The sequence below is a fragment of the Rhizobium laguerreae genome (assembly GCF_019778565.1).
Lineage (GTDB): Bacteria > Pseudomonadota > Alphaproteobacteria > Rhizobiales > Rhizobiaceae > Rhizobium > Rhizobium laguerreae.
The window spans coordinates 243718-260973 of the sequence record NZ_JAAXQT010000004.1; the positions used below are offsets into that span (position 1 = coordinate 243718).

General features: G+C 61.7%; 15 protein-coding genes, 1 tRNA gene and 1 pseudogene. 10 read left to right on the top strand and 7 right to left on the bottom strand.

Going from position 1 to position 17256, the window contains the following annotated elements:
* Positions 1 to 7 precede the first annotated feature (7 nt).
* The 4 genes from HFO71_RS15130 to HFO71_RS15145 form a co-directional block, all read right to left on the bottom strand.
* Positions 8 to 1516 carry an ABC transporter substrate-binding protein gene (locus HFO71_RS15130; protein WP_132611155.1) on the bottom strand — a complete coding sequence of 503 codons (1509 nt, stop codon included), beginning with the start codon at positions 1514 to 1516 and terminating at the stop codon, positions 8 to 10.
* 91 nt (positions 1517 to 1607) lie between these two features.
* A complete protein-coding gene (locus tag HFO71_RS15135) occupies positions 1608 to 2339 on the bottom strand; it encodes a FadR/GntR family transcriptional regulator (RefSeq protein WP_131640852.1) in 732 nt (243 codons plus the stop codon).
* 211 nt (positions 2340 to 2550) lie between these two features.
* Positions 2551 to 3993, bottom strand: coding sequence for a M81 family metallopeptidase (locus tag HFO71_RS15140; protein WP_131640851.1), 1443 nt, complete (start codon positions 3991 to 3993; stop codon positions 2551 to 2553).
* 196 nt (positions 3994 to 4189) lie between these two features.
* Positions 4190 to 4423, bottom strand: a complete 234-nt coding sequence (locus tag HFO71_RS15145; RefSeq protein WP_231284985.1) for a hypothetical protein — start codon at positions 4421 to 4423, stop codon at positions 4190 to 4192.
* A 157-nt stretch (positions 4424 to 4580) separates the two neighbouring features.
* Between HFO71_RS15145 and HFO71_RS35840 the strand changes: the two are divergent.
* Positions 4581 to 4887 (top strand): annotated as a pseudogene (locus tag HFO71_RS35840) (response regulator transcription factor); the annotation flags it as partial.
* A 20-nt stretch (positions 4888 to 4907) separates the two neighbouring features.
* Here the strand turns inward: HFO71_RS35840 and HFO71_RS15150 are convergent.
* Entirely contained in the window at positions 4908 to 5840 is a 933-nt protein-coding gene (locus HFO71_RS15150) for a LysR family transcriptional regulator (protein ID WP_221977365.1), read from the bottom strand.
* 58 nt (positions 5841 to 5898) lie between these two features.
* Here HFO71_RS15150 and HFO71_RS15155 point away from each other — a divergent pair, with 58 nt between their 5' ends.
* The gene (locus HFO71_RS15155) at positions 5899 to 6648 is read left to right on the top strand and encodes an SDR family NAD(P)-dependent oxidoreductase (protein ID WP_027666963.1); all 750 of its coding nucleotides are present in this window, start codon (positions 5899 to 5901) and stop codon (positions 6646 to 6648) included.
* Positions 6649 to 6886: 238 nt separating this feature from the next.
* On the opposite strand, the gene HFO71_RS15160 is transcribed toward HFO71_RS15155, so the two are convergent.
* Positions 6887 to 6961 (bottom strand) — tRNA-Gly (locus HFO71_RS15160).
* Positions 6962 to 7216: 255 nt separating this feature from the next.
* Between HFO71_RS15160 and HFO71_RS15165 the strand changes: the two genes are divergently transcribed.
* The 4 genes from HFO71_RS15165 (at position 7217) to HFO71_RS15180 (ending at position 10020) form a co-directional block, all read left to right on the top strand.
* The gene (locus HFO71_RS15165; protein WP_168258811.1) at positions 7217 to 7726 is read left to right on the top strand and encodes a prolyl-tRNA synthetase associated domain-containing protein; all 510 of its coding nucleotides are present in this window, start codon (positions 7217 to 7219) and stop codon (positions 7724 to 7726) included.
* A 160-nt stretch (positions 7727 to 7886) separates the two neighbouring features.
* Positions 7887 to 8861 carry a thioredoxin gene (gene trxA, locus HFO71_RS15170; RefSeq protein ID WP_221977367.1) on the top strand — a complete coding sequence of 325 codons (975 nt, stop codon included), beginning with the start codon at positions 7887 to 7889 and terminating at the stop codon, positions 8859 to 8861.
* A 274-nt stretch (positions 8862 to 9135) separates the two neighbouring features.
* Positions 9136 to 9822, top strand: a complete 687-nt coding sequence (locus tag HFO71_RS15175) for an LON peptidase substrate-binding domain-containing protein (RefSeq protein WP_206102976.1) — start codon at positions 9136 to 9138, stop codon at positions 9820 to 9822.
* A 9-nt stretch (positions 9823 to 9831) separates the two neighbouring features.
* The gene (locus HFO71_RS15180; protein WP_017962471.1) at positions 9832 to 10020 is read left to right on the top strand and encodes a Trm112 family protein; all 189 of its coding nucleotides are present in this window, start codon (positions 9832 to 9834) and stop codon (positions 10018 to 10020) included.
* Positions 10021 to 10087: 67 nt separating this feature from the next.
* Here HFO71_RS15180 and HFO71_RS15185 read toward each other — a convergent pair whose 3' ends face one another.
* Positions 10088 to 11302, bottom strand: a complete 1215-nt coding sequence (locus tag HFO71_RS15185) for a ubiquinone biosynthesis hydroxylase (RefSeq protein ID WP_131640846.1) — start codon at positions 11300 to 11302, stop codon at positions 10088 to 10090.
* An 83-nt stretch (positions 11303 to 11385) separates the two neighbouring features.
* On the opposite strand from HFO71_RS15185, the gene tesB reads away from it, so the two are divergent.
* From tesB to HFO71_RS15205, 4 genes are all read left to right on the top strand, one after another.
* On the top strand, positions 11386 to 12270 hold the full coding sequence (tesB, locus tag HFO71_RS15190) for an acyl-CoA thioesterase II (RefSeq protein WP_025396367.1): 885 nt from the start codon (positions 11386 to 11388) through the stop codon (positions 12268 to 12270).
* 211 nt (positions 12271 to 12481) lie between these two features.
* Positions 12482 to 12832, top strand: a complete 351-nt coding sequence (locus HFO71_RS15195; RefSeq protein WP_017962468.1) for a P-II family nitrogen regulator — start codon at positions 12482 to 12484, stop codon at positions 12830 to 12832.
* Between the two features lie 27 nt (positions 12833 to 12859).
* The gene (locus tag HFO71_RS15200) at positions 12860 to 14287 is read left to right on the top strand and encodes an ammonium transporter (RefSeq protein WP_131640845.1); all 1428 of its coding nucleotides are present in this window, start codon (positions 12860 to 12862) and stop codon (positions 14285 to 14287) included.
* Between the two features lie 250 nt (positions 14288 to 14537).
* The gene (locus HFO71_RS15205; RefSeq protein ID WP_221988210.1) at positions 14538 to 17231 is read left to right on the top strand and encodes a DNA translocase FtsK; all 2694 of its coding nucleotides are present in this window, start codon (positions 14538 to 14540) and stop codon (positions 17229 to 17231) included.
* Positions 17232 to 17256: the final 25 nt, after the last annotated feature.

The window sequence follows — 17256 nt, forward strand, 5'->3', positions numbered from 1 at the left end:
CTTCTGATCAGCCGGCTTTCTTGACGCCGACGAGGCGGATCATGCCATCCGGCGACGGAACGAAGCCGGTGATGTTTTTGTGCAGCGCCCAGATCCAGGACTGATGGCCGAGATAGATGATCGGCAGATCATCGTTCAGGATGACGGCGGCGGCATCGTATTTCTGCTTGCGCACGGCCTCGTCGGTCGACGCCCGGGCTTCGTTCAGCAGCTTGTCCACCTCGGCGTTGCAGTATTTCGTGTCGTTGATGCCGCCCTTGCAGGTGATGAACTGATGGATGTTGCCATCGGGATCGACGCGGCCGGACCAGTCGGAACGGCTGAGCTGATAGTTGCCGGCCGTCTGCTCGCTCAGCAGCGTGGCGAATTCCGTCGATTTCAGGCTGACGTCGAAGCCGGCTTCGCCGACCATCGACTGGATGATCTGCATCATCTGCATGGCAACAGGATTGTTCGGGATCTGCAGTTCGATCGGCACGCGGTCGAAGCCAGCTTCCTTGATCAGCGCCTTGGCCTTGTCGAGATCGCGGGCGGGGACGGCAATATCCTTGTCGAACCACGGGCTGCTCGGGGGAAAGGGCTGGTTGCCGGAAACCGCCGTGCCTTCGTAGACGATCTGGTTGACGGCATCGCGGTCGATCGCCAGCGAGAAGGCCTGGCGCAGGCGCTTGTCCTTGCCGAAAGGATTGTCGGCCCGCGCACCATTGCCGATATTGGTGTAGAGCGCCATGTAGCCGGTGCCGACGGCATCGGCATAGACCAGGCTCGAATCGGACTTCACGGCTTCCGCGTCGGTCGCGGCGAGGCGCTCGATCATGTCGAGATCGCCGGACCGCAGATTGGCGAGGCGCACCGTCGTATCCGGGATCGGCAGATAGGTGAGCTTGTCGATGAAGATCTTGTCCTTGTTCCAGTAGTCCTGGAACTTTTCGAGCACGATGCGGTCCTGCTGGACGCGCTCGACAAACTTGAACGGACCGGCGCAGACCGGGTGATCGCCGAACTTGGCGCCGAGTTCCTTGGCGGCCTTCGGCGAGACGATCATGCCGGCGCGGTCGGAAAGCTGGGCAAGAAGGGTGACATCAGGCGCCTTGAGGGTGAACTTGACCTCGTATTCGCTTGCCGCCTCGACCTTTGCGACCGAGGCTAGCTCGCTCTTGCGACGTGATTCCGGCAGGGTGATGTTGCGCTCGATGGTGGCGACGACGGCTTCGGCGTTGAAGGGGGTCTCGTCATGGAACTTGACGCCTTGGCGAAGCTTCATGATGAGCTCTTTGCCATCGGCCGACCAGCTCCATTCGGTGGCAAGCTGCGGCACGATCTTCAGATCCGGTGAGACGTCGACCAGCTTGTCGCACATCGCGGTATAGACGATGCGGCCGACGAAGGTGCGCGACTGCGCGGGATCGAGCACGTCGGCATCGTCCTGCAGGCCGATCTTCAGATCGACGGCGAAGGCAGGAAGGGCAAACAGTGCGCCGGCAACGGCGGTGGTCAGCAATTTGGCGATCTTCATTCCATTCTCCTCTGTCTATTTTTGTTTGGTTTTTGCTTCCATTCCGGCGGTTATGGCCCGTCGTATTTTTTCTCCCGGTTCACTTCCCGGCTCAGGCGAGGGTCTTGTCGACCTCCATTTCGCTGTGGTCGAGCGAGGTGATACGGATGAGGCTTTCCTGCAGCGTCAGCAGATGCTGGCGCATCGCTTCGCCCGCCCTAGCCGGATCGCGGGCGGCGATCGCATCGACGATCGCCGTGTGCTGGTTAAAGGTGACGGGCCGCGTCCGGCTGGCGCTGCGAGCGCGCTCGCGGATCGTCTGCCAGGCCTCGTCCTGGCGCACCCGGTTGATGACGTCGAAGATGGTGAGGAAGAAACCGTTGCCGGCGCATTGGGCAATCTGGCGGTGCAGGGCGCCGTCCCAGAGTTCGCGCCCGTCGGCATCGGTGCTTTCGTAGATCTTCTTCACCAGATCGTACATGCGCTCGATATCGGCGGCCTTGGCGCGCATGGCGGCAAGCTGGGCGAGCTGCGGCTCGATGCGCAGGCGCACTTCCATGACTTCCATCAGATCGGTGCCGGCAACGATCGAGCCGACATGATCGCTCCAGCCGTCGGGGCGCGGGCCGGCATAGGTGCCGGAGCCTTGGCGGCGCCAGACGCGGCCTTCTGCCTCCAGCACTTCGAGGGCGCGACGCACGGCACGGCGGCCGACGCCAAGCATTTCCGAAAGGGTGCGCTCGGTCGGCAGCTTGCCGTCGGCGTCGAGACCGTCGGACCGCAGGAGAGCCCTCAGCCTCTCCAGCGCATAATTCGAATTGCCCCGCGTCTCATCCATCGGCATTGGCTTAAATGGTCCGTACCAATTTTCTATTGGTTCAGTGCAAACCAAAACGCGACGACCGTCAAGCGCTTTTTTGTGCAAATGGAAATCTGCCTGTTTTTTGCTCAATCCCTGGCGTTGCCGCGATACGGGGAACCGGTCGATCGCGCCGACACGGCGGCGGCACGATCGACACGATCATCCAGAAAAACGCAATTGGTTCAGGTGAACCTCAGGCCGGCGTCGAGCGCGCGGAGAGAAAGACCTGCGGCTCGAAGGCGAAATCCTTGTCGAAGGGATAGGTCGGATGCTGCTTGCGCAGCCGCGGCAGGCGCTCGACGAACTGGTCGACGACACCTGTTGATAGCGCCATCAAGTTCGGATTGGCAATCGGCGCCAGTTCCGGCGAGAGATAGCCCGATTTGACGACGATGATCTTCGCCTGGTTCGGGTCGAGACCTAGCCGGGTGAAATCGACGATATTGTGATAGGGCCGGCGCTTGGCGGAAAGCACCAGATCGATGCCGCCGGTCGAAACGACCGCCTGGCGGTCGGTCGGATCAGAAGTTTCATGCAGCAACTTGACCGTGAAACGGGCGACAACCGGTTTGCTGCCTTCGGTATCGAGCGAGGCGCCGACGCTGAGCTCCAACTCGGCGCCGATGCCTGCGGCGTAACAGGCCTCGGTCGCCGCCTTGTCGGCGATGCCGGCAAAGACGACGCCGGTGGCCGCCCTGGCGATCAGTTCGGCCAGCACATCGGCCCGGTCCCCGACACCGCCACCGGTCGGATTGTCGCCGGATTCGGCAAGCACAACAGGGGCGGTCGGGCTTGCGACTGCCCTTTCGACGCATTCCTCGAGCGAGCCGGTCTCGCAGCCGAAAACAAAGTCTTCGCGCGCATCCCAATAAGCCCTCGCGAGACGTTTGGCCTCACGCTCCAGCACGGCGCGGTCGGTGCCGGTCATGATGGCGGCGGCGGTGGCGCGCGGTTCGTCGGCCCAGACATAGCCGACCATCAGCGACGCATCCCAAACGCCATCAAGCGCATCGATCCCGGGCAGCATGTCATAGAGGCTCTTTGCCGGCTCATCGACGGTGCTGGTGCGCTCGCCGGGCAGCACGACGGGGATCGGCGCCCAGAGAAGGGTCGGCCTCTCGCCGGTTTTCAGACTCTTTACCAGCATGGAGACGGAGCGGCGCATCGTCTCTTCGACATCGATATGCGGCGCGGTGCGATAGGTGGAATAGATGTCGAGCGCATCGATGATGCGCTGGGTGACGTTGCCGTGCAGGTCGTAACTTGCCGAGACCGTGCAATCCTCGCCGACCAGCGCGCGGGCCGCGCTGATCCAGTCGCCCTCGGCATCCTCCATGCCCTCGACATACACGGCGCCGTGCATGGCGAGGTAGAGACCGTCAAGCGGCAGCATCGGCTTCAGCCGCTCGAGGAACTCGCCCTTGAAGGCCTCGTAAGTGGCACGTGAAACCGGGCCACCGGCAATGGCGCGGGCATGGATCGTCGGCAGGAATTCCGCATCATAATCCTTGAGGAAGGCGAAATAGGGCGCTGCCAGCAGCGCTTCGCCGCGTAATACTCGAAAATCCTTCTCCTCGTTCAGGACGGGATTGTATGTACTGCACTCGGTATGAATGCCACCGACGGCGATGCGCATGGGAAACCTCAAATGATGTTGGGAGCAGTCAGGAAGTTATGGGCGATGCTGGCAACCCGGCTCCAGCGCCGGCATCGACACGCGGGTGCGGATCGGTGTCGGTCGACGGAGTTTGTGCTGCGATAAAGTGAACATTCGGGATCCGATCCGAAGAAGCGTCCTTTTTGCCTCGACAATAAGTTTACAAACGAACCAATCAACAAAATAAATTACAATCCTGATCTTCTAAGCCGGCGTCGAGGTTGAAGGTGCCGTAGTCGGTGAGCCTCCGACCGGTTCGGTTTCTTCCGTCGGATGCCGCGCCGATTGCTGCCGGAAAACGCGTCAGTATCGGCATAAAGAAAAAATCCCACTTCGGGATCCCGAAATTCCCCCGCTTCGGGATTCCGAAATTCGTCGCGTTTTGGGCGGTGTCGCCGTGGGGAAACATCCAATGATTTCAACACCCCAACCAATTTCGGGATTCCGAAGTGCTATATAGATTATGGTGGGGGTCTGGCTGACCGATGAAGTCAGCCAAGCGCTCGACAGGTTCGCCGGCCGTTGATTGAAGCTCGCCGCCTTTTCCCAAGTGGCGGAACGCTGCCAAAACGATGAAGGCGGGCGCTGTGGATCTCCACACCAAGCCGGTGTCAGACCAGGCGCTGCTCGATGCGGTGATAGCCGGTATCGCTGTGGATGGCCCCGGCGCACGGAGGCGGTCATCGTCAAGCGCAATCTTGAACGTTTAGGGACGCTGACGCATCGCGAGCCCGAGATCCTACGCGAGGTGGTGACGCGCTGCGCCGTGCCAATGTCATGCGCAAGATGGAGGTCCGCTCCGTCGGTGAGCTGATCGGGGCATGGGAGACCTTACCCCCGACGATGCGCGAGACCGGCGGACCTGGATTCTGACCAACCCCAACATCAGGTGCTCAGATGGCTTCGAGGGCTTTTGCTTCCCGGGCGATGAAATTGCAGACCAGTTTCACGCGCAACGGCACGGTGCGGCCAAAGGCGTGCAGTGCATTGAAGGGAGCGCTCGGGAACCCAAATCCCGCAGCGAGTGTAACAAGCGTGCCGTCTGCCAGGTCTTTCCCGACCAGGCATCGCAGAAGATAGGCTGCTCCCAGCCCACTCAGCGCAGCCTGAATGAGTGCGGCCCCTGAGTCGCAATCGACGCGCCCGAAGGGAATGAAGCTCGTCCCGTCCGGCAGGCGCAGAGGCTGCGTGATGCCACCCAGTGCATAGCGGGCAAAGGGCAGAGCCGCCAGCGCTTCGGCAGTTGCAGGATTGCCCCAGGTCTTCAGAAAGGTCGGAGACCCGACGATCGTCATCGGCAGGTCGGCCAGGTGACGAACCATGAGGTCTCCCGGTGCGGGATTCCCAACGCGCAGCACAACGTCGTAGTCCTCCCGGATCAGATCGACGAACCGATCCGTAAGTCCGACTTCGAGATGCAGGTTCGGATAGTCTGCTGCAAAGCTTCCGAAGAGGCGCGGCAGCAGTAGAGGCGCCATTTCGCTGGGCATGCTGATGCGCAAGCGACCCGAGGGCGCAACGTCGGACCTGATCGCCTCTTCACTTGCATCCAGGTGCCGCAACAGCGGCGCAACGCGGTCGAAGAAAAGTTGCCCGTCCTGGGTAAGCGTCAGGGCGCGCGTGGAGCGCAGGAACAGCCGGGCGCCAATCTTCTTTTCCAGCCGCGCCACGCTCTTCGACACCGCTGACGGTGTCGTCGCCAGATCGCGGGCCGCGGCGCTGAATGATCCGGCCTCTACCGTCCGCACAAAAGCCATCAATCCGGGCATCTCGTTGAGCAGATTCGGCATTTGCACCTCCGCGGCACAGATCATGTGCCCGCCCATGATCTAATGACGAAGGGTGGCAGCGTTTATCTAATTTCTCGTTGAAAGGAGATAAACAATGCAACACCTCAAAGACAAGGTCGCCGTCATCACCGGCGGCAATAGCGGCATCGGCAAGGCGACCGCTCGGCTGTTCGCGGAAGAAGGAGCGCAGGTCATCATTTCCGGGCGCCGGCAGGATGCTGTCGACCGCGCCGTCCAAGAAATCGGTCCGTCGGCCATCGGCTTCGTGGGTGATGCCGCCGACCTGGAAGATCATCGCAGGCTGGCGGACACCGTGAAGAGCCGCTTCGGCGGGCTCGACATCTACATGGCCAATGCTGGGATCATCAATCTCACCACCTCCGCCGAGGTGACTCCGGCAGACTATGACCGGCATTTCGCAATCAATACGCGCGGCGTGTTCTTCGGCGTGCAGACGATCGCCCCTCTGATCCGCGACGGCGGAAACATCATCGTTACGAGCTCGCTCGCGGCCACGAAGATCCTCCCGGATCATACCGTCTATGCCGGTTCAAAAGCAGCAACCGCCGCCTTTGCGAAAAACTGGGCGATCGAATTCAAGTCGCGGCGGATCCGTGTCAACATCCTGAGCCCGGGACCGGTCGAGACGGAAATTCTCGCCAAGCTGGGCGTATCGGAGGCCGAGCGGCCGGCATTCGAAGATTACATGGCTTCCCTGATCCCCGCCGGCCGTCTCGGCCGACCGGAAGAGTTGGCGCGCGCCGCACTCTTCCTCGCCTCCGATGCAGGAAGCTTTGTCAACGGGATCGAGCTTCATGTCGATGGCGGCATGACCCTGGCTTAAAAGGCCTGCCCTTTGCCAGCCCCAACGGGCTCTACAACCTGTCGAACCTGTCGAAGCTGTCGGTCTGATGGCTGAGGCTCGGCAGGTATCGAACGCATCAAGCCATCCGCAGCAGAACGGCCGCCACGAGCGCATGCATCTGACGTTGAAGAAGGAGGCCACCCGTTCGGCACGAGGTTGTCACCTATGTCTTAGGTACGTTCCGTTACCTATGTGTCGGGAATGGACATTGGAAAACTGGAGCGGGCGAAGGGATTCGAACCCTCGACCCCAACCTTGGCAAGGTTGTGCTCTACCCCTGAGCTACACCCGCTCAATCCGCATCGGTCCGGGGTAGTTGTTGGACCGTGGGCGCCGCCTCGCGGCGACCGGCGCTATATGGCCTAACGGGTTTTCAAATGCAACAGGGAAATGACGGAGAGGCGAAGAAAAATTCTGGTGTTTGCAGACGCCCGGCGGAAAGGCCGCAAATGCGGGGCAAAGCGTCGGTCGCAAAGATTGCCAAACGATGTGGACCGACTTAATCAGGACGCCTCGCTTTTTCCCTTCCTGCCCAATGGATTGCCCCATGTCCGAAAATGCCCCGAAGACAAGAGAAGAATTGTTTGCCTTTCTCGACGGGCTCGGCATCGCCCATAAAACGGTCGATCATGCGCCGGTCTTCACCGTGGCGGAATCGGTCGCCCTGCGCGACGAGATCCCCGGCGGCCACACCAAGAACCTGTTCGTCAAAGACAAGAAGGACAGGTATTTTCTGCTGACCGTGGAGGAAAATGCTGCCGTCGACCTCAAGCAGGTGCATAATGCCATCGGCGGCTCCGGCCGGGTCTCCTTCGGCAGGCCGGAGAAGCTGATGGAGTATCTCGGCGTCGCTCCGGGTTCGGTGACGGCGTTCGGCGCGATCAACGATACTGCCGAGAATGTCACCTTCGTGCTCGATGCCGAGCTGATGCGCGAGGAGATCGTCAACTGCCATCCGTTATCCAATGATGCGACGACCTCGATTGCGGGCAGCGATCTCATCCGTTTCATGGAAGCGACCGGACATAAGCCGCTTGTCTTGAAAGTGACGTCCTGACATACGATTTTAGCGCTAAAGCGCGTCGCGATCTTTTAGATTCGCTTGCGGCGCTTTAGTCTCTGGTTTTGCGCATGCCTTTATCGCAAAACCGCACCACAGTTTTGCGCGACATGCTTTAGCAAAGACGCCGGCAGGATCGGCGCGGCGGGAGATACCTATGAGCGGCAGCGACAACCCCTATAACGGTTCCTTCGGAAACCAGATGACGGCGAGCACAAGCTTCGGCGCGGCACCACAGCCCGCGGCTGCGGCCGGCAGCTACATCACGGAGACGACGACCGCGAATTTTTCCAAGGATGTCATCGAGGCATCGCGCAGCCAGCCGGTGCTGGTCGATTTCTGGGCGCCCTGGTGCGGTCCGTGCAAGCAGCTGACGCCGGTATTGGAAAAGGTGGTCAACGAAGCCAAGGGCCGTGTCCGGCTGGTCAAGATGAACATCGACGACCATCCGTCGATCGCCGGTCAGCTCGGCATCCAGTCGATCCCCGCCGTCATCGCCTTCGTCAACGGCCGTCCTGCCGACGGTTTCATGGGCGCGGTGCCGGAAAGCCAGATCCAGCAGTTCATCGACCGCATCGCCGGTCCGGCCGGCGCCGACGAGGCGGCGGAAATCGAAGCCGTGCTTGCGGAAGCGGCGGAACTGCTTGCCGCCGGCAATATCAACGAGGCCGCTCAGCTCTACGGCGCCGTGATGCAGGCCGACCCCGAGAATGCCAAGGCGCTTGCCGGCATGGCCGAATGCATGATCGCCGCCAACCAGCATCAGCGGGCGCGCGAAATACTGACGGAATTGCCGGAAGAGCTGGCGAAAGACGCCGGCATCCAGGCGGTGCTGATGAAGCTCGAGCAGATCGAGGAAGCCCGCAAACTCGGCGATCCCGTTGCGCTCGAGCGTCAACTGGCAGCCAATCCCGATGACCACGAGACGCGGATCAAGCTCGCCAAGATCCGCAATGTCGAAGGCCGGCGCGACGAGGCGGCCGACCATCTGCTGCTGATCATGCGCAAGGACCGTGCCTTCGACGATGACGGCGCCCGCCGCCAGCTGCTGCAGTTCTTCGAGGTCTGGGGCTTCAAGGATCCGGCGACGGTTGCAGCGCGCCGCAAGCTTTCGGCGATGCTGTTCTCCTAGGCGCGGCGCGTCCGACAAGACACGCCACGGACGGTCTATCGCATTGAATCCGTGCATGATCTTTTCCGAAAATCGATTCCGATTTTCGGGTATTCGCCACTGCATAATTCCTTAAATCGGAATCGATTTAGGGATGAAATTATGCAGCGATTCAAAGCGTTACAGCGCCGCGCGTCTAAAAAGACGCGCGGCGCTGTAAGTTTCGAGCATCTGCCCTTGCGTTTTCGGACGAGGGCACCACATTCTCGTCAAGACGGGCATGCCCGTTACAAGAATGCGGGACGGTTTCATGCAAGTCGGGAATGCCAGATACCTGAAGCCGGGCGATCTGCCTGATGTGATCGCTGTCTTCCCCCTGACCGGCGCCCTCCTCCTGCCGGCCGGGCAGCTTCCCCTCAACATTTTCGAGCCGCGCTATCTGGCGATGCTGGATGCAGCACTGACCGGAAACCGGCTGATCGGCATGGTGCAGCCGGCGCTCGGCGAACACGAGGACAAGGGCGGCGAGGCCAACCTTGCTGCTGTCGGTTGCCTCGGCCGCATCACCTCCTTTGCCGAGACCGGCGACGGGCGCTATATCGTATCGCTGACCGGCGTCTGCCGCTTCCGGCTGCTGGAGGAGAAAGCGACCAGCGATCCCTTCCGCACCTTCCGCATCGCCCCTTTTATCGCCGACCTCTCGGCCGAGAACGAGGAGGAGGCGGTCGACCGCGCAGCGCTTCTGACGGCCTTCAAGGCCTATCTCGATGCCAACAAGCTGGAGGCAGACTGGGAGAGCGTCGAGCGGGCGAGCAATCTGACGCTCGTCAATTCGCTGGCGATGATGTCGCCCTTCGGGCCGGCGGAAAAACAGGCGCTGCTGGAGGCGCCGGACCTGAAGACGCGGGCCGAGACGCTGATCGCCATTACCGAAATCGTGCTGGCGCGCGTCTTCGGTGACTCCGACACGGTTCTGCAGTAGACTTCAGCCATGGACGAAAAACTCAGCCGCGTCGATCCAAAGCTGCTCGATCTGCTGGTCTGCCCGCTCTCCAAGGGGCGGCTTTCCTATGATCGCGAGCACAACGAACTCGTCTCGGAAAAGGCGCGGCTTGCCTATCCGATCCGCGACGGCATTCCAATCATGCTGGTGTCCGAAGCCCGCCGCCTCGACGACTAAAGCAATTCCAGGAAGCGGGTTTCCCCGGCGAAGCGCGAGGCGGTTTTGCCGCGTATTGCGTAAAAGGTTAAATCGTCTGGCCGGCAAGCAGCCGCGGATTGTCCTTTGCCGTCGTTCCGGCCGCCTGGCCGATGAAGAAGGATTTGAGGCGCGGCAGCCGGTCGACGATGCCGAGGCCGACGTCGCGGGCGATGCGGATCGGCGTCGCGTCGTTGGAGAAGAGCCGGTTCAGCACGTCGGTCGTCACCCCCATGCGGAACGTGTCGAAGCGCCGCCAGGTCTGGTAGCGCTCGAGAATGTTGATCGAGCCGATATCGAGGCCGAGGCGGTCGGCCTCCACGATGGTTTCGGCAAGTGCCGCCACATCCTTGAAGCCGAGATTGAGGCCCTGACCCGAAATCGGGTGGATGCCGTGGGCAGCGTCGCCGGCCAGCGCGAAACGCGGCGCGACGAAGGCGCGGGCGAGCGTCAGGCCGAGCGGGAAGGCGCGCTTGTCGCCGATCACTTTCAGGCTCCCAAGCTTGTGGCCGAAGCGGCGTTCGAGCTCTTCCTCGAAGATCAGGTCGTCGGCGGCGACCAGCCGATTGGCATCCGGCGTGCGCTCCGTCCAGACGAGCGAGGAGCGGTTGTTCTTGAGCGGCAGGATGGCGAAGGGGCCGGCCGGCAGAAAATGTTCCTCGGCGCAGCCGTCATGCGGCCGCTCATGTTCGACGGTTGCAACGATGCCGGACTGGCCGTAGTCCCAGGTGACGGTCCTGATGCCGGCAAGATCACGCAGCGTCGAGCGCACGCCGTCGCAGGCAACCAGCAGCCGGGTTTCCAGCGCGCTGCCGTCCGAGAGCGTGACGGTGGCATGGGTGTCGTGGGTCTTCAGCTCCGTAGCGCCAAGCCCGTGGCGGATGTCGATGCCGAGCCGGTCGCAGGCACCGCGCAGGGCGGCGACCATCGCGACATTCGGGATCATGTGGGCGAACGGCCGGCCGTCGGCCACTTCGCCGTCGAAGGTCAGAAATACCGGACGCACCGGATCGGAGGTCTTGGAGTCGGTGACGATCATCTTGGTGATCGGCTGGGCCTCCGGCTCGATCTCCTTCCAGATGCCGAAGACTTCGAGCATCTTCGCTGCCGCGGCGATGATGGCGGAAGCGCGCGTATCGTTTTTCCAGACATGTTCGGGGGCCGCCTCGACGACGGCGACATTCAGATGGGGTGCTGCCTGCTTGACCGCGACAGCGGCGGAAAGGCCGACATAACCCCCGCCCACAACCAGCATATCAAGCATCGCGCCGCTCCCGTACCTTATGCCTCAGATGTGACCTATATAGATCATCGCAACTTCACTTCCTACCGCTGGGAGACATAGAAATGACGGGCGAGACATCAGGGCCTTCGGCGATGGAGACGCTGCTTTCGACGCTCGACCTCGAGCCGATCGAGGTCGATATCTTCCGCGGCCGCAGCCCCAAGGTCGGCTGGCAGCGGGTCTTCGGCGGCCAGGTGATCGGCCAGGCGTTGATGGCGGCGCAGCGCACCATCGAGGGCGAGCGTTTCGTCCATTCGCTGCATGCTTATTTCATGCGTCCCGGCGATCCCTCGGTGCCGATCATCTACCAGGCAGAGCGCATCCGCGACGGATCGAGCTTCAACACGCGGCGCGTCGTCGCCATTCAGCACGGCAAGGCGATCTTCGCGCTGTCGGCCTCCTTCCAGGTGGAGGAGCCGGGCTTCGAGCACCAGATCGCGATGCCCGAGGTCGAGATGCCGGAGGCGCTGCTCGGCGAGCAGCAGATCAAGGAACAGTATCTGGCGCACGCGCCGGAAGCGATCCGAAAATACTGGCAGCGTGAGCGGCCGATCGAGATCCGCCCCGTCTCGCTGACGCATTATTTTTCCGACAGGAAGCTCGATCCCAAACAAGACGTCTGGGTGCGCGCCACCGGCCCGGTTCCCGACGACCGGCTCTATCAGGCGGCGGTGCTTGCCTATCTTTCGGACATGACGCTGCTCGATACGTCGCTCTATGCGCACGGAACGTCCATCTTCGACCAGAGCCTGCAGGTGGCGAGCCTCGATCACTCGATGTGGTTCCACAAGCCCTGCAAGCTCGACGACTGGCTGCTTTATACGCAGGACAGTCCGTCGGCTTCAGGCGCCAGAGGATTAACCCGGGGTAGCCTATTTACACGATCCGGTAGCCTGATTGCATCGGTCGCGCAGGAAGGCCTGATTCGGAAAAAGGCAAATGAATAAATAATGTGCAACTTTATAAATTTGCGCGTTATTTGTGCGCTTATTGGCCAATCATTTGCCTGTTTATTGGCACTCTTTATTATAACCTTTACTTTTCAATAGTTTACCTCTTGCTTCGAATCTGGCACGTCCCTTGAATGTGTATTGGCCGGTCGCTGTTCAGGAATGTCAGCGGCAAGGAGAGTCGGCTCCGCGCCGAGGATAACGAAGGATGGGAAACCAGATGAAAATTGTGATGGCCATTATCAAGCCGTTCAAGCTCGATGAGGTCCGCGAAGCCCTTACGGCGATCGGTATTCAGGGGCTGACCGTAACCGAGGTGAAGGGCTACGGGCGCCAGAAGGGGCACACCGAAATCTATCGCGGCACCGAATATGCAGTCAGCTTCCTGCCGAAGCTCAAGATCGAAATCGCGGTTGCATCGGAACTCGTCGACAGGGCGGTCGAGGCCATCGCGGCAGCGGCCAAGACCGGTCAGATCGGTGACGGCAAGATCTTCGTCTATTCGATCGACCATGCCGTGCGCATCCGTACGGGCGAAACCGATTCAGAAGCGCTGTAAGAACGGCAGATCAAGGAGCTTTTTCCAATGTCAATTTCGAAGTTTTCTTCCACCTTTGCGCGGATTTGCGCAGCTTCGGCCGCCCTTCTGGCGCCGGCCGTCGCTTTCGCGCAGGAGGCTGCGCCAGCCGCCACTGCCGCTGCTGCTCCTGCTCTCACGATGGATAAGGGTGATAATACCTGGATGCTCGTCTCCTCGGCGCTCGTCCTGCTGATGACCATCCCCGGCCTTGCGCTTTTCTACGGCGGTCTCGTGCGCGCCAAGAACATGCTCTCGGTGCTGATGCAGGTCTTCATGATCACGGCCGTCGTGGCGCTGATCTGGGTGACCTACGGCTATTCGCTCGCCTTCACCGACGGCGGTTCGCTGAACAGCTTCGTCGGCGGCTTCTCCAAGGCCTTCCTCGCCGGCGTCAACACCTCGTCGCTCGTAGAAACCTTCTCGAAGGGCGTCGCCATTCCGGAATATACCTTCATCGTGTTCCAGATGACGTTTGCCTGCATCACGCCCGGCCTGATCGTCGGCGCATTCGCCGAGCGCATCAAGTTCTCGGCCGTCATGCTCTTCGTCGTGCTCTGGGTCACTTTCATCTATTTCCCGATGGCGCACATGGTCTGGTTCTGGGGCGGTCCGAGCTCCTACACCTCGCCGGCCGGTCTGATCTTCTCCTACGGCGCAATCGACTTTGCCGGCGGCACGGTCGTTCACATCAATGCCGGTATCGCGGGCCTCGTCGGCGCCATCATGCTCGGCAAGCGCACGGGCTATAAAAAGGAAATCATGGCTCCGCATTCGATGACGCTGACCATGGTCGGCGCCTCGCTGCTCTGGGTCGGCTGGTTCGGCTTTAATGCCGGCTCCAACCTCGAAGCCAATGCCTACGCTTCTCTCGCTATGATCAACACCTTCGTCGCAGCGGCGGCCGCCGCTGTGTCCTGGTGCATCGTCGAAACCCTCACCCGCGGCAAGGCTTCCATGCTCGGTGGCGCTTCCGGCGCGGTTGCCGGTCTCGTCGCCATCACCCCGGCGGCAGGCTTTGCCGGCCCGATGGGCTCGATCGTTCTCGGCCTCCTCGTTTCGCCGGCCTGCTACTTCTTCGTCGACGTCGTGAAGAACAAGTTCAACTACGACGACAGCCTCGATGTCTTCGGCGTCCATTGCGTCGGCGGCATCATCGGCGCTCTCGGCACCGGTATCCTCGTCAACCCGGCGCTCGGCGGTGCTGGCATCGTCGATTATTCCACAGCCGATTTCGCAGCCTCCTATGCCGGCACGGCGACCCAGGTCTGGAACCAGGCCAAGGGCGTGCTGACGACGCTGCTGTGGTCGGGCATCGGCTCGGCGATCCTCTACAAGATCGTCGACATCGTCATCGGTCTGCGTGTCACCGTCGAAGCCGAACGCGAAGGTCTCGACCTTTCGACCCACGGCGAAGCCGCCTACCACTCTTCATGATCACAGGGTTTGCGGCGCCCGGCAAAAGGGCGCCGCTTCATGGCCCGTCGCGGCCTATCTAACCATAGACCGCATTTCGCCCGGACCTTTCAAGGTTCGGGCCTTTTTCATTTCCCTGTCCGGAATTGTCGTCCAGCCATGCATGGTTAACATCGCTTTAACCCGGCTCTGATTAGGTAGAACGGACGCATTTTGGCACGGCGAAGCTTCAGCGATTCGCGTGTCCTCAGGCATTGGACGGGTTAGACACATGGCAAGAAGCACGTCGCCGGCAATGGATGGCCGTCCGGATCGGTTCTCCTTCTCGGCATTCATGCTGCGGCAGATCCAGGCGCTCATCGGCTTTGCGATCTTTCTGCTACTGGCGTTCTGCGTCGCGGCGCTGGCGACATGGAATGTTGCGGATCCGAGCTATTCCTACGCGACCGCCAACCTGCCGACGAATATTCTCGGCTACAGCGGTGCTGCCTTTGCCGATATCGTCATGCAGTTCCTCGGGCTTGCCAGCGTCGTTTCGATGCTGCCGATCGTCGCCTGGGCGCTGACGCTGATCTCGGGCCGCCGCTTCAGCCGTATTCCTGCCCGTGCCGGCGCCTGGTTCGGCGGTTCGGTGCTTTCCTGCGCCGTCCTCGGCTGCTTTCCGCCGCCGCTCACCTGGCCGATCCCGAACGGCATCGGCGGTGTCATCGGCGACATGATCCTGCGTTTTCCCGCACTCTTCGTCGGCGCCTATCCGACGGGCACCTTCGCCATGGTCGTCGGCTGCATCTTCGCCGCACCGACCGCCTGGCTGATGCTGTTTGCATCAGGCCTTGTCGGCCGCAGCGACGCCGACGAGGAGATCGAGGAAGACTACGTCGATACGCGCAGCAAGGCCCGCGTCGTCGGAGACGAGGACGAGGAGGAAGACGAGTCCCGCTGGGTCGCTCTCAGCGGTGCCGTGACGCATGCCTGGTACATGAGCCAGGGCCGGCTGCGTCGGCTGTTCGGCATGGGGCCGCGCAAGCGGCGCCAGGGCGATTACGAATCACCTTATGATTTCAACGATGACGAGTTCGGCACGCTGAACGAACCGGTGCGCGCCAAGGCGCCGACCGTCCGCGGCGAGCGCATGGAGCCGTCGATGGAACCATCGATGGGAGCAAGGATGGCTTCGCCCCGGCGCATCGTCTCCGCACCGTCGCTGTCTGTCGATGACGACGATGACAATGACGACGACCTGCCCTTCGATAACGACATGCCGCCGCGCCCGGCCGATATCCTGCCCGACGACGATGACGACGACTGGATGATCCGAGCACCGGCAAAGGCGGCCGGCAAGCCGGAACCGCGCGTCGTCCCCGTCGTCGCACGTCCGAAGCCCAGCGCCCGCATCGAGCGAGAGGCGCAGGGCTTGTTCATCCGTCCCGAGGGTTTCCAGCTTCCCTCGATGCATCTGCTCGCCGAACCGAAGAATGTCGTGCGCGACTCCACGCTTTCGGCCGATGCGCTGGAACAGAACGCCCGCATGCTCGAAGGCGTGCTTGAGGATTTCGGCGTCAAGGGCGAGATCATCCATGTCCGTCCCGGTCCCGTCGTCACGCTCTACGAACTGGAGCCGGCGCCTGGCATCAAGTCGTCACGCGTCATCGGCCTTGCCGACGATATCGCCCGCTCGATGAGCGCGATTGCCGCCCGCGTGGCCGTCGTGCCCGGCCGCAACGCGATCGGCATCGAATTGCCGAACCAGACGCGCGAGACCGTCTATCTGCGTGAACTCATCGCCTCCCGAGATTTCGAAGGCAGCAAGGCGAAGCTCGCCATGGCGCTCGGCAAAACGATCGGCGGCGAAGCCGTGATCGCCGATCTCGCCAAGATGCCGCATCTGCTCGTCGCCGGCACCACCGGTTCCGGCAAGTCGGTCGCCATCAACACGATGATCCTGTCGCTGCTCTACCGCATGACGCCGGAACAGTGCCGGCTGATCATGATCGACCCGAAGATGCTGGAACTCTCCGTCTATGACGGCATCCCGCACCTGCTTTCGCCTGTCGTCACCGATCCGAAGAAGGCCGTCGTCGCGCTCAAATGGACCGTGCGCGAGATGGAAGAGCGCTACAAGAAGATGTCGAAGATCGGTGTGCGCAACATCGATGGCTTCAACACCCGCGTCGAGCAGGCGCTGTCGAAGGGCGAGGCGATCTCGCGCACGGTGCAGACCGGATTCGACCGCCATACCGGCGAGGCGATGTACGAGACCGAAGAATTCGATCTGCGGCCGATGCCCTATATCGTCGTGATCATCGACGAGATGGCCGACCTGATGATGGTCGCCGGCAAAGACATCGAAGGCGCCGTCCAGCGTCTGGCGCAGATGGCGCGTGCCGCCGGCATCCACGTGATCATGGCGACACAGCGTCCGTCGGTCGACGTCATCACCGGCACGATCAAGGCAAACTTCCCGACGCGCATCTCCTTCCAGGTGACTTCGAAGATCGACAGCCGCACCATTCTCGGCGAACAGGGTGCCGAACAGCTGCTCGGCATGGGCGACATGCTCTACATGGCGGGTGGCGGGCGTATCCAGCGCGTGCACGGCCCGTTCGTTTCTGATGTCGAGGTGGAAGAGATCGTCTCCTACCTGAAGACCCAGGGCTCGCCGCAATATCTCGACGCGATTACCGCCGATGACGATGAGGACGGCGATTACGGCGGTGGCGGAGGCGGTCCGGCCGGCACGTCCAATCTTTCCGAATCGGAAGATCCCTACGATCAGGCGGTCGCCATCGTGCTGCGCGACGGCAAGGCGTCGACCTCCTACGTGCAGCGCCGACTTGGCATCGGCTACAACCGTGCCGCCTCGCTCGTCGAGCGCATGGAGAAGGAGGGTATCATCGGACCAGCCAACCACGCCGGCAAACGCGAAATTTTGGTTCCGACCGAAGGCGACATCCTCGACCGCTGACATAACAGGCATATATTTCCAATAC

Excerpts from the sequence above, each read along its gene's own strand:
- HFO71_RS15130 (WP_132611155.1), bottom strand. The coding sequence starts at position 1,516 with ATGAAGATCGCCAAATTGCTGACCACCGCCGTTGCCGGCGCACTGTTT.
- HFO71_RS15135 (WP_131640852.1), bottom strand. The coding sequence starts at position 2,339 with ATGCCGATGGATGAGACGCGGGGCAATTCGAATTATGCGCTGGAGAGG.
- HFO71_RS15140 (WP_131640851.1), bottom strand. The coding sequence starts at position 3,993 with ATGCGCATCGCCGTCGGTGGCATTCATACCGAGTGCAGTACATACAAT.
- HFO71_RS15145 (WP_231284985.1), bottom strand. The coding sequence starts at position 4,423 with ATGTTTCCCCACGGCGACACCGCCCAAAACGCGACGAATTTCGGAATC.
- HFO71_RS15150 (WP_221977365.1), bottom strand. The coding sequence starts at position 5,840 with ATGGGCGGGCACATGATCTGTGCCGCGGAGGTGCAAATGCCGAATCTG.
- HFO71_RS15155 (WP_027666963.1), top strand. The coding sequence starts at position 5,899 with ATGCAACACCTCAAAGACAAGGTCGCCGTCATCACCGGCGGCAATAGC.
- HFO71_RS15165 (WP_168258811.1), top strand. The coding sequence starts at position 7,217 with ATGTCCGAAAATGCCCCGAAGACAAGAGAAGAATTGTTTGCCTTTCTC.
- trxA (WP_221977367.1), top strand. The coding sequence starts at position 7,887 with ATGAGCGGCAGCGACAACCCCTATAACGGTTCCTTCGGAAACCAGATG.
- HFO71_RS15175 (WP_206102976.1), top strand. The coding sequence starts at position 9,136 with ATGCGGGACGGTTTCATGCAAGTCGGGAATGCCAGATACCTGAAGCCG.
- HFO71_RS15180 (WP_017962471.1), top strand. The coding sequence starts at position 9,832 with ATGGACGAAAAACTCAGCCGCGTCGATCCAAAGCTGCTCGATCTGCTG.
- HFO71_RS15185 (WP_131640846.1), bottom strand. The coding sequence starts at position 11,302 with ATGCTTGATATGCTGGTTGTGGGCGGGGGTTATGTCGGCCTTTCCGCC.
- tesB (WP_025396367.1), top strand. The coding sequence starts at position 11,386 with ATGACGGGCGAGACATCAGGGCCTTCGGCGATGGAGACGCTGCTTTCG.
- HFO71_RS15195 (WP_017962468.1), top strand. The coding sequence starts at position 12,482 with ATGGGAAACCAGATGAAAATTGTGATGGCCATTATCAAGCCGTTCAAG.
- HFO71_RS15200 (WP_131640845.1), top strand. The coding sequence starts at position 12,860 with ATGTCAATTTCGAAGTTTTCTTCCACCTTTGCGCGGATTTGCGCAGCT.
- HFO71_RS15205 (WP_221988210.1), top strand. The coding sequence starts at position 14,538 with ATGGCAAGAAGCACGTCGCCGGCAATGGATGGCCGTCCGGATCGGTTC.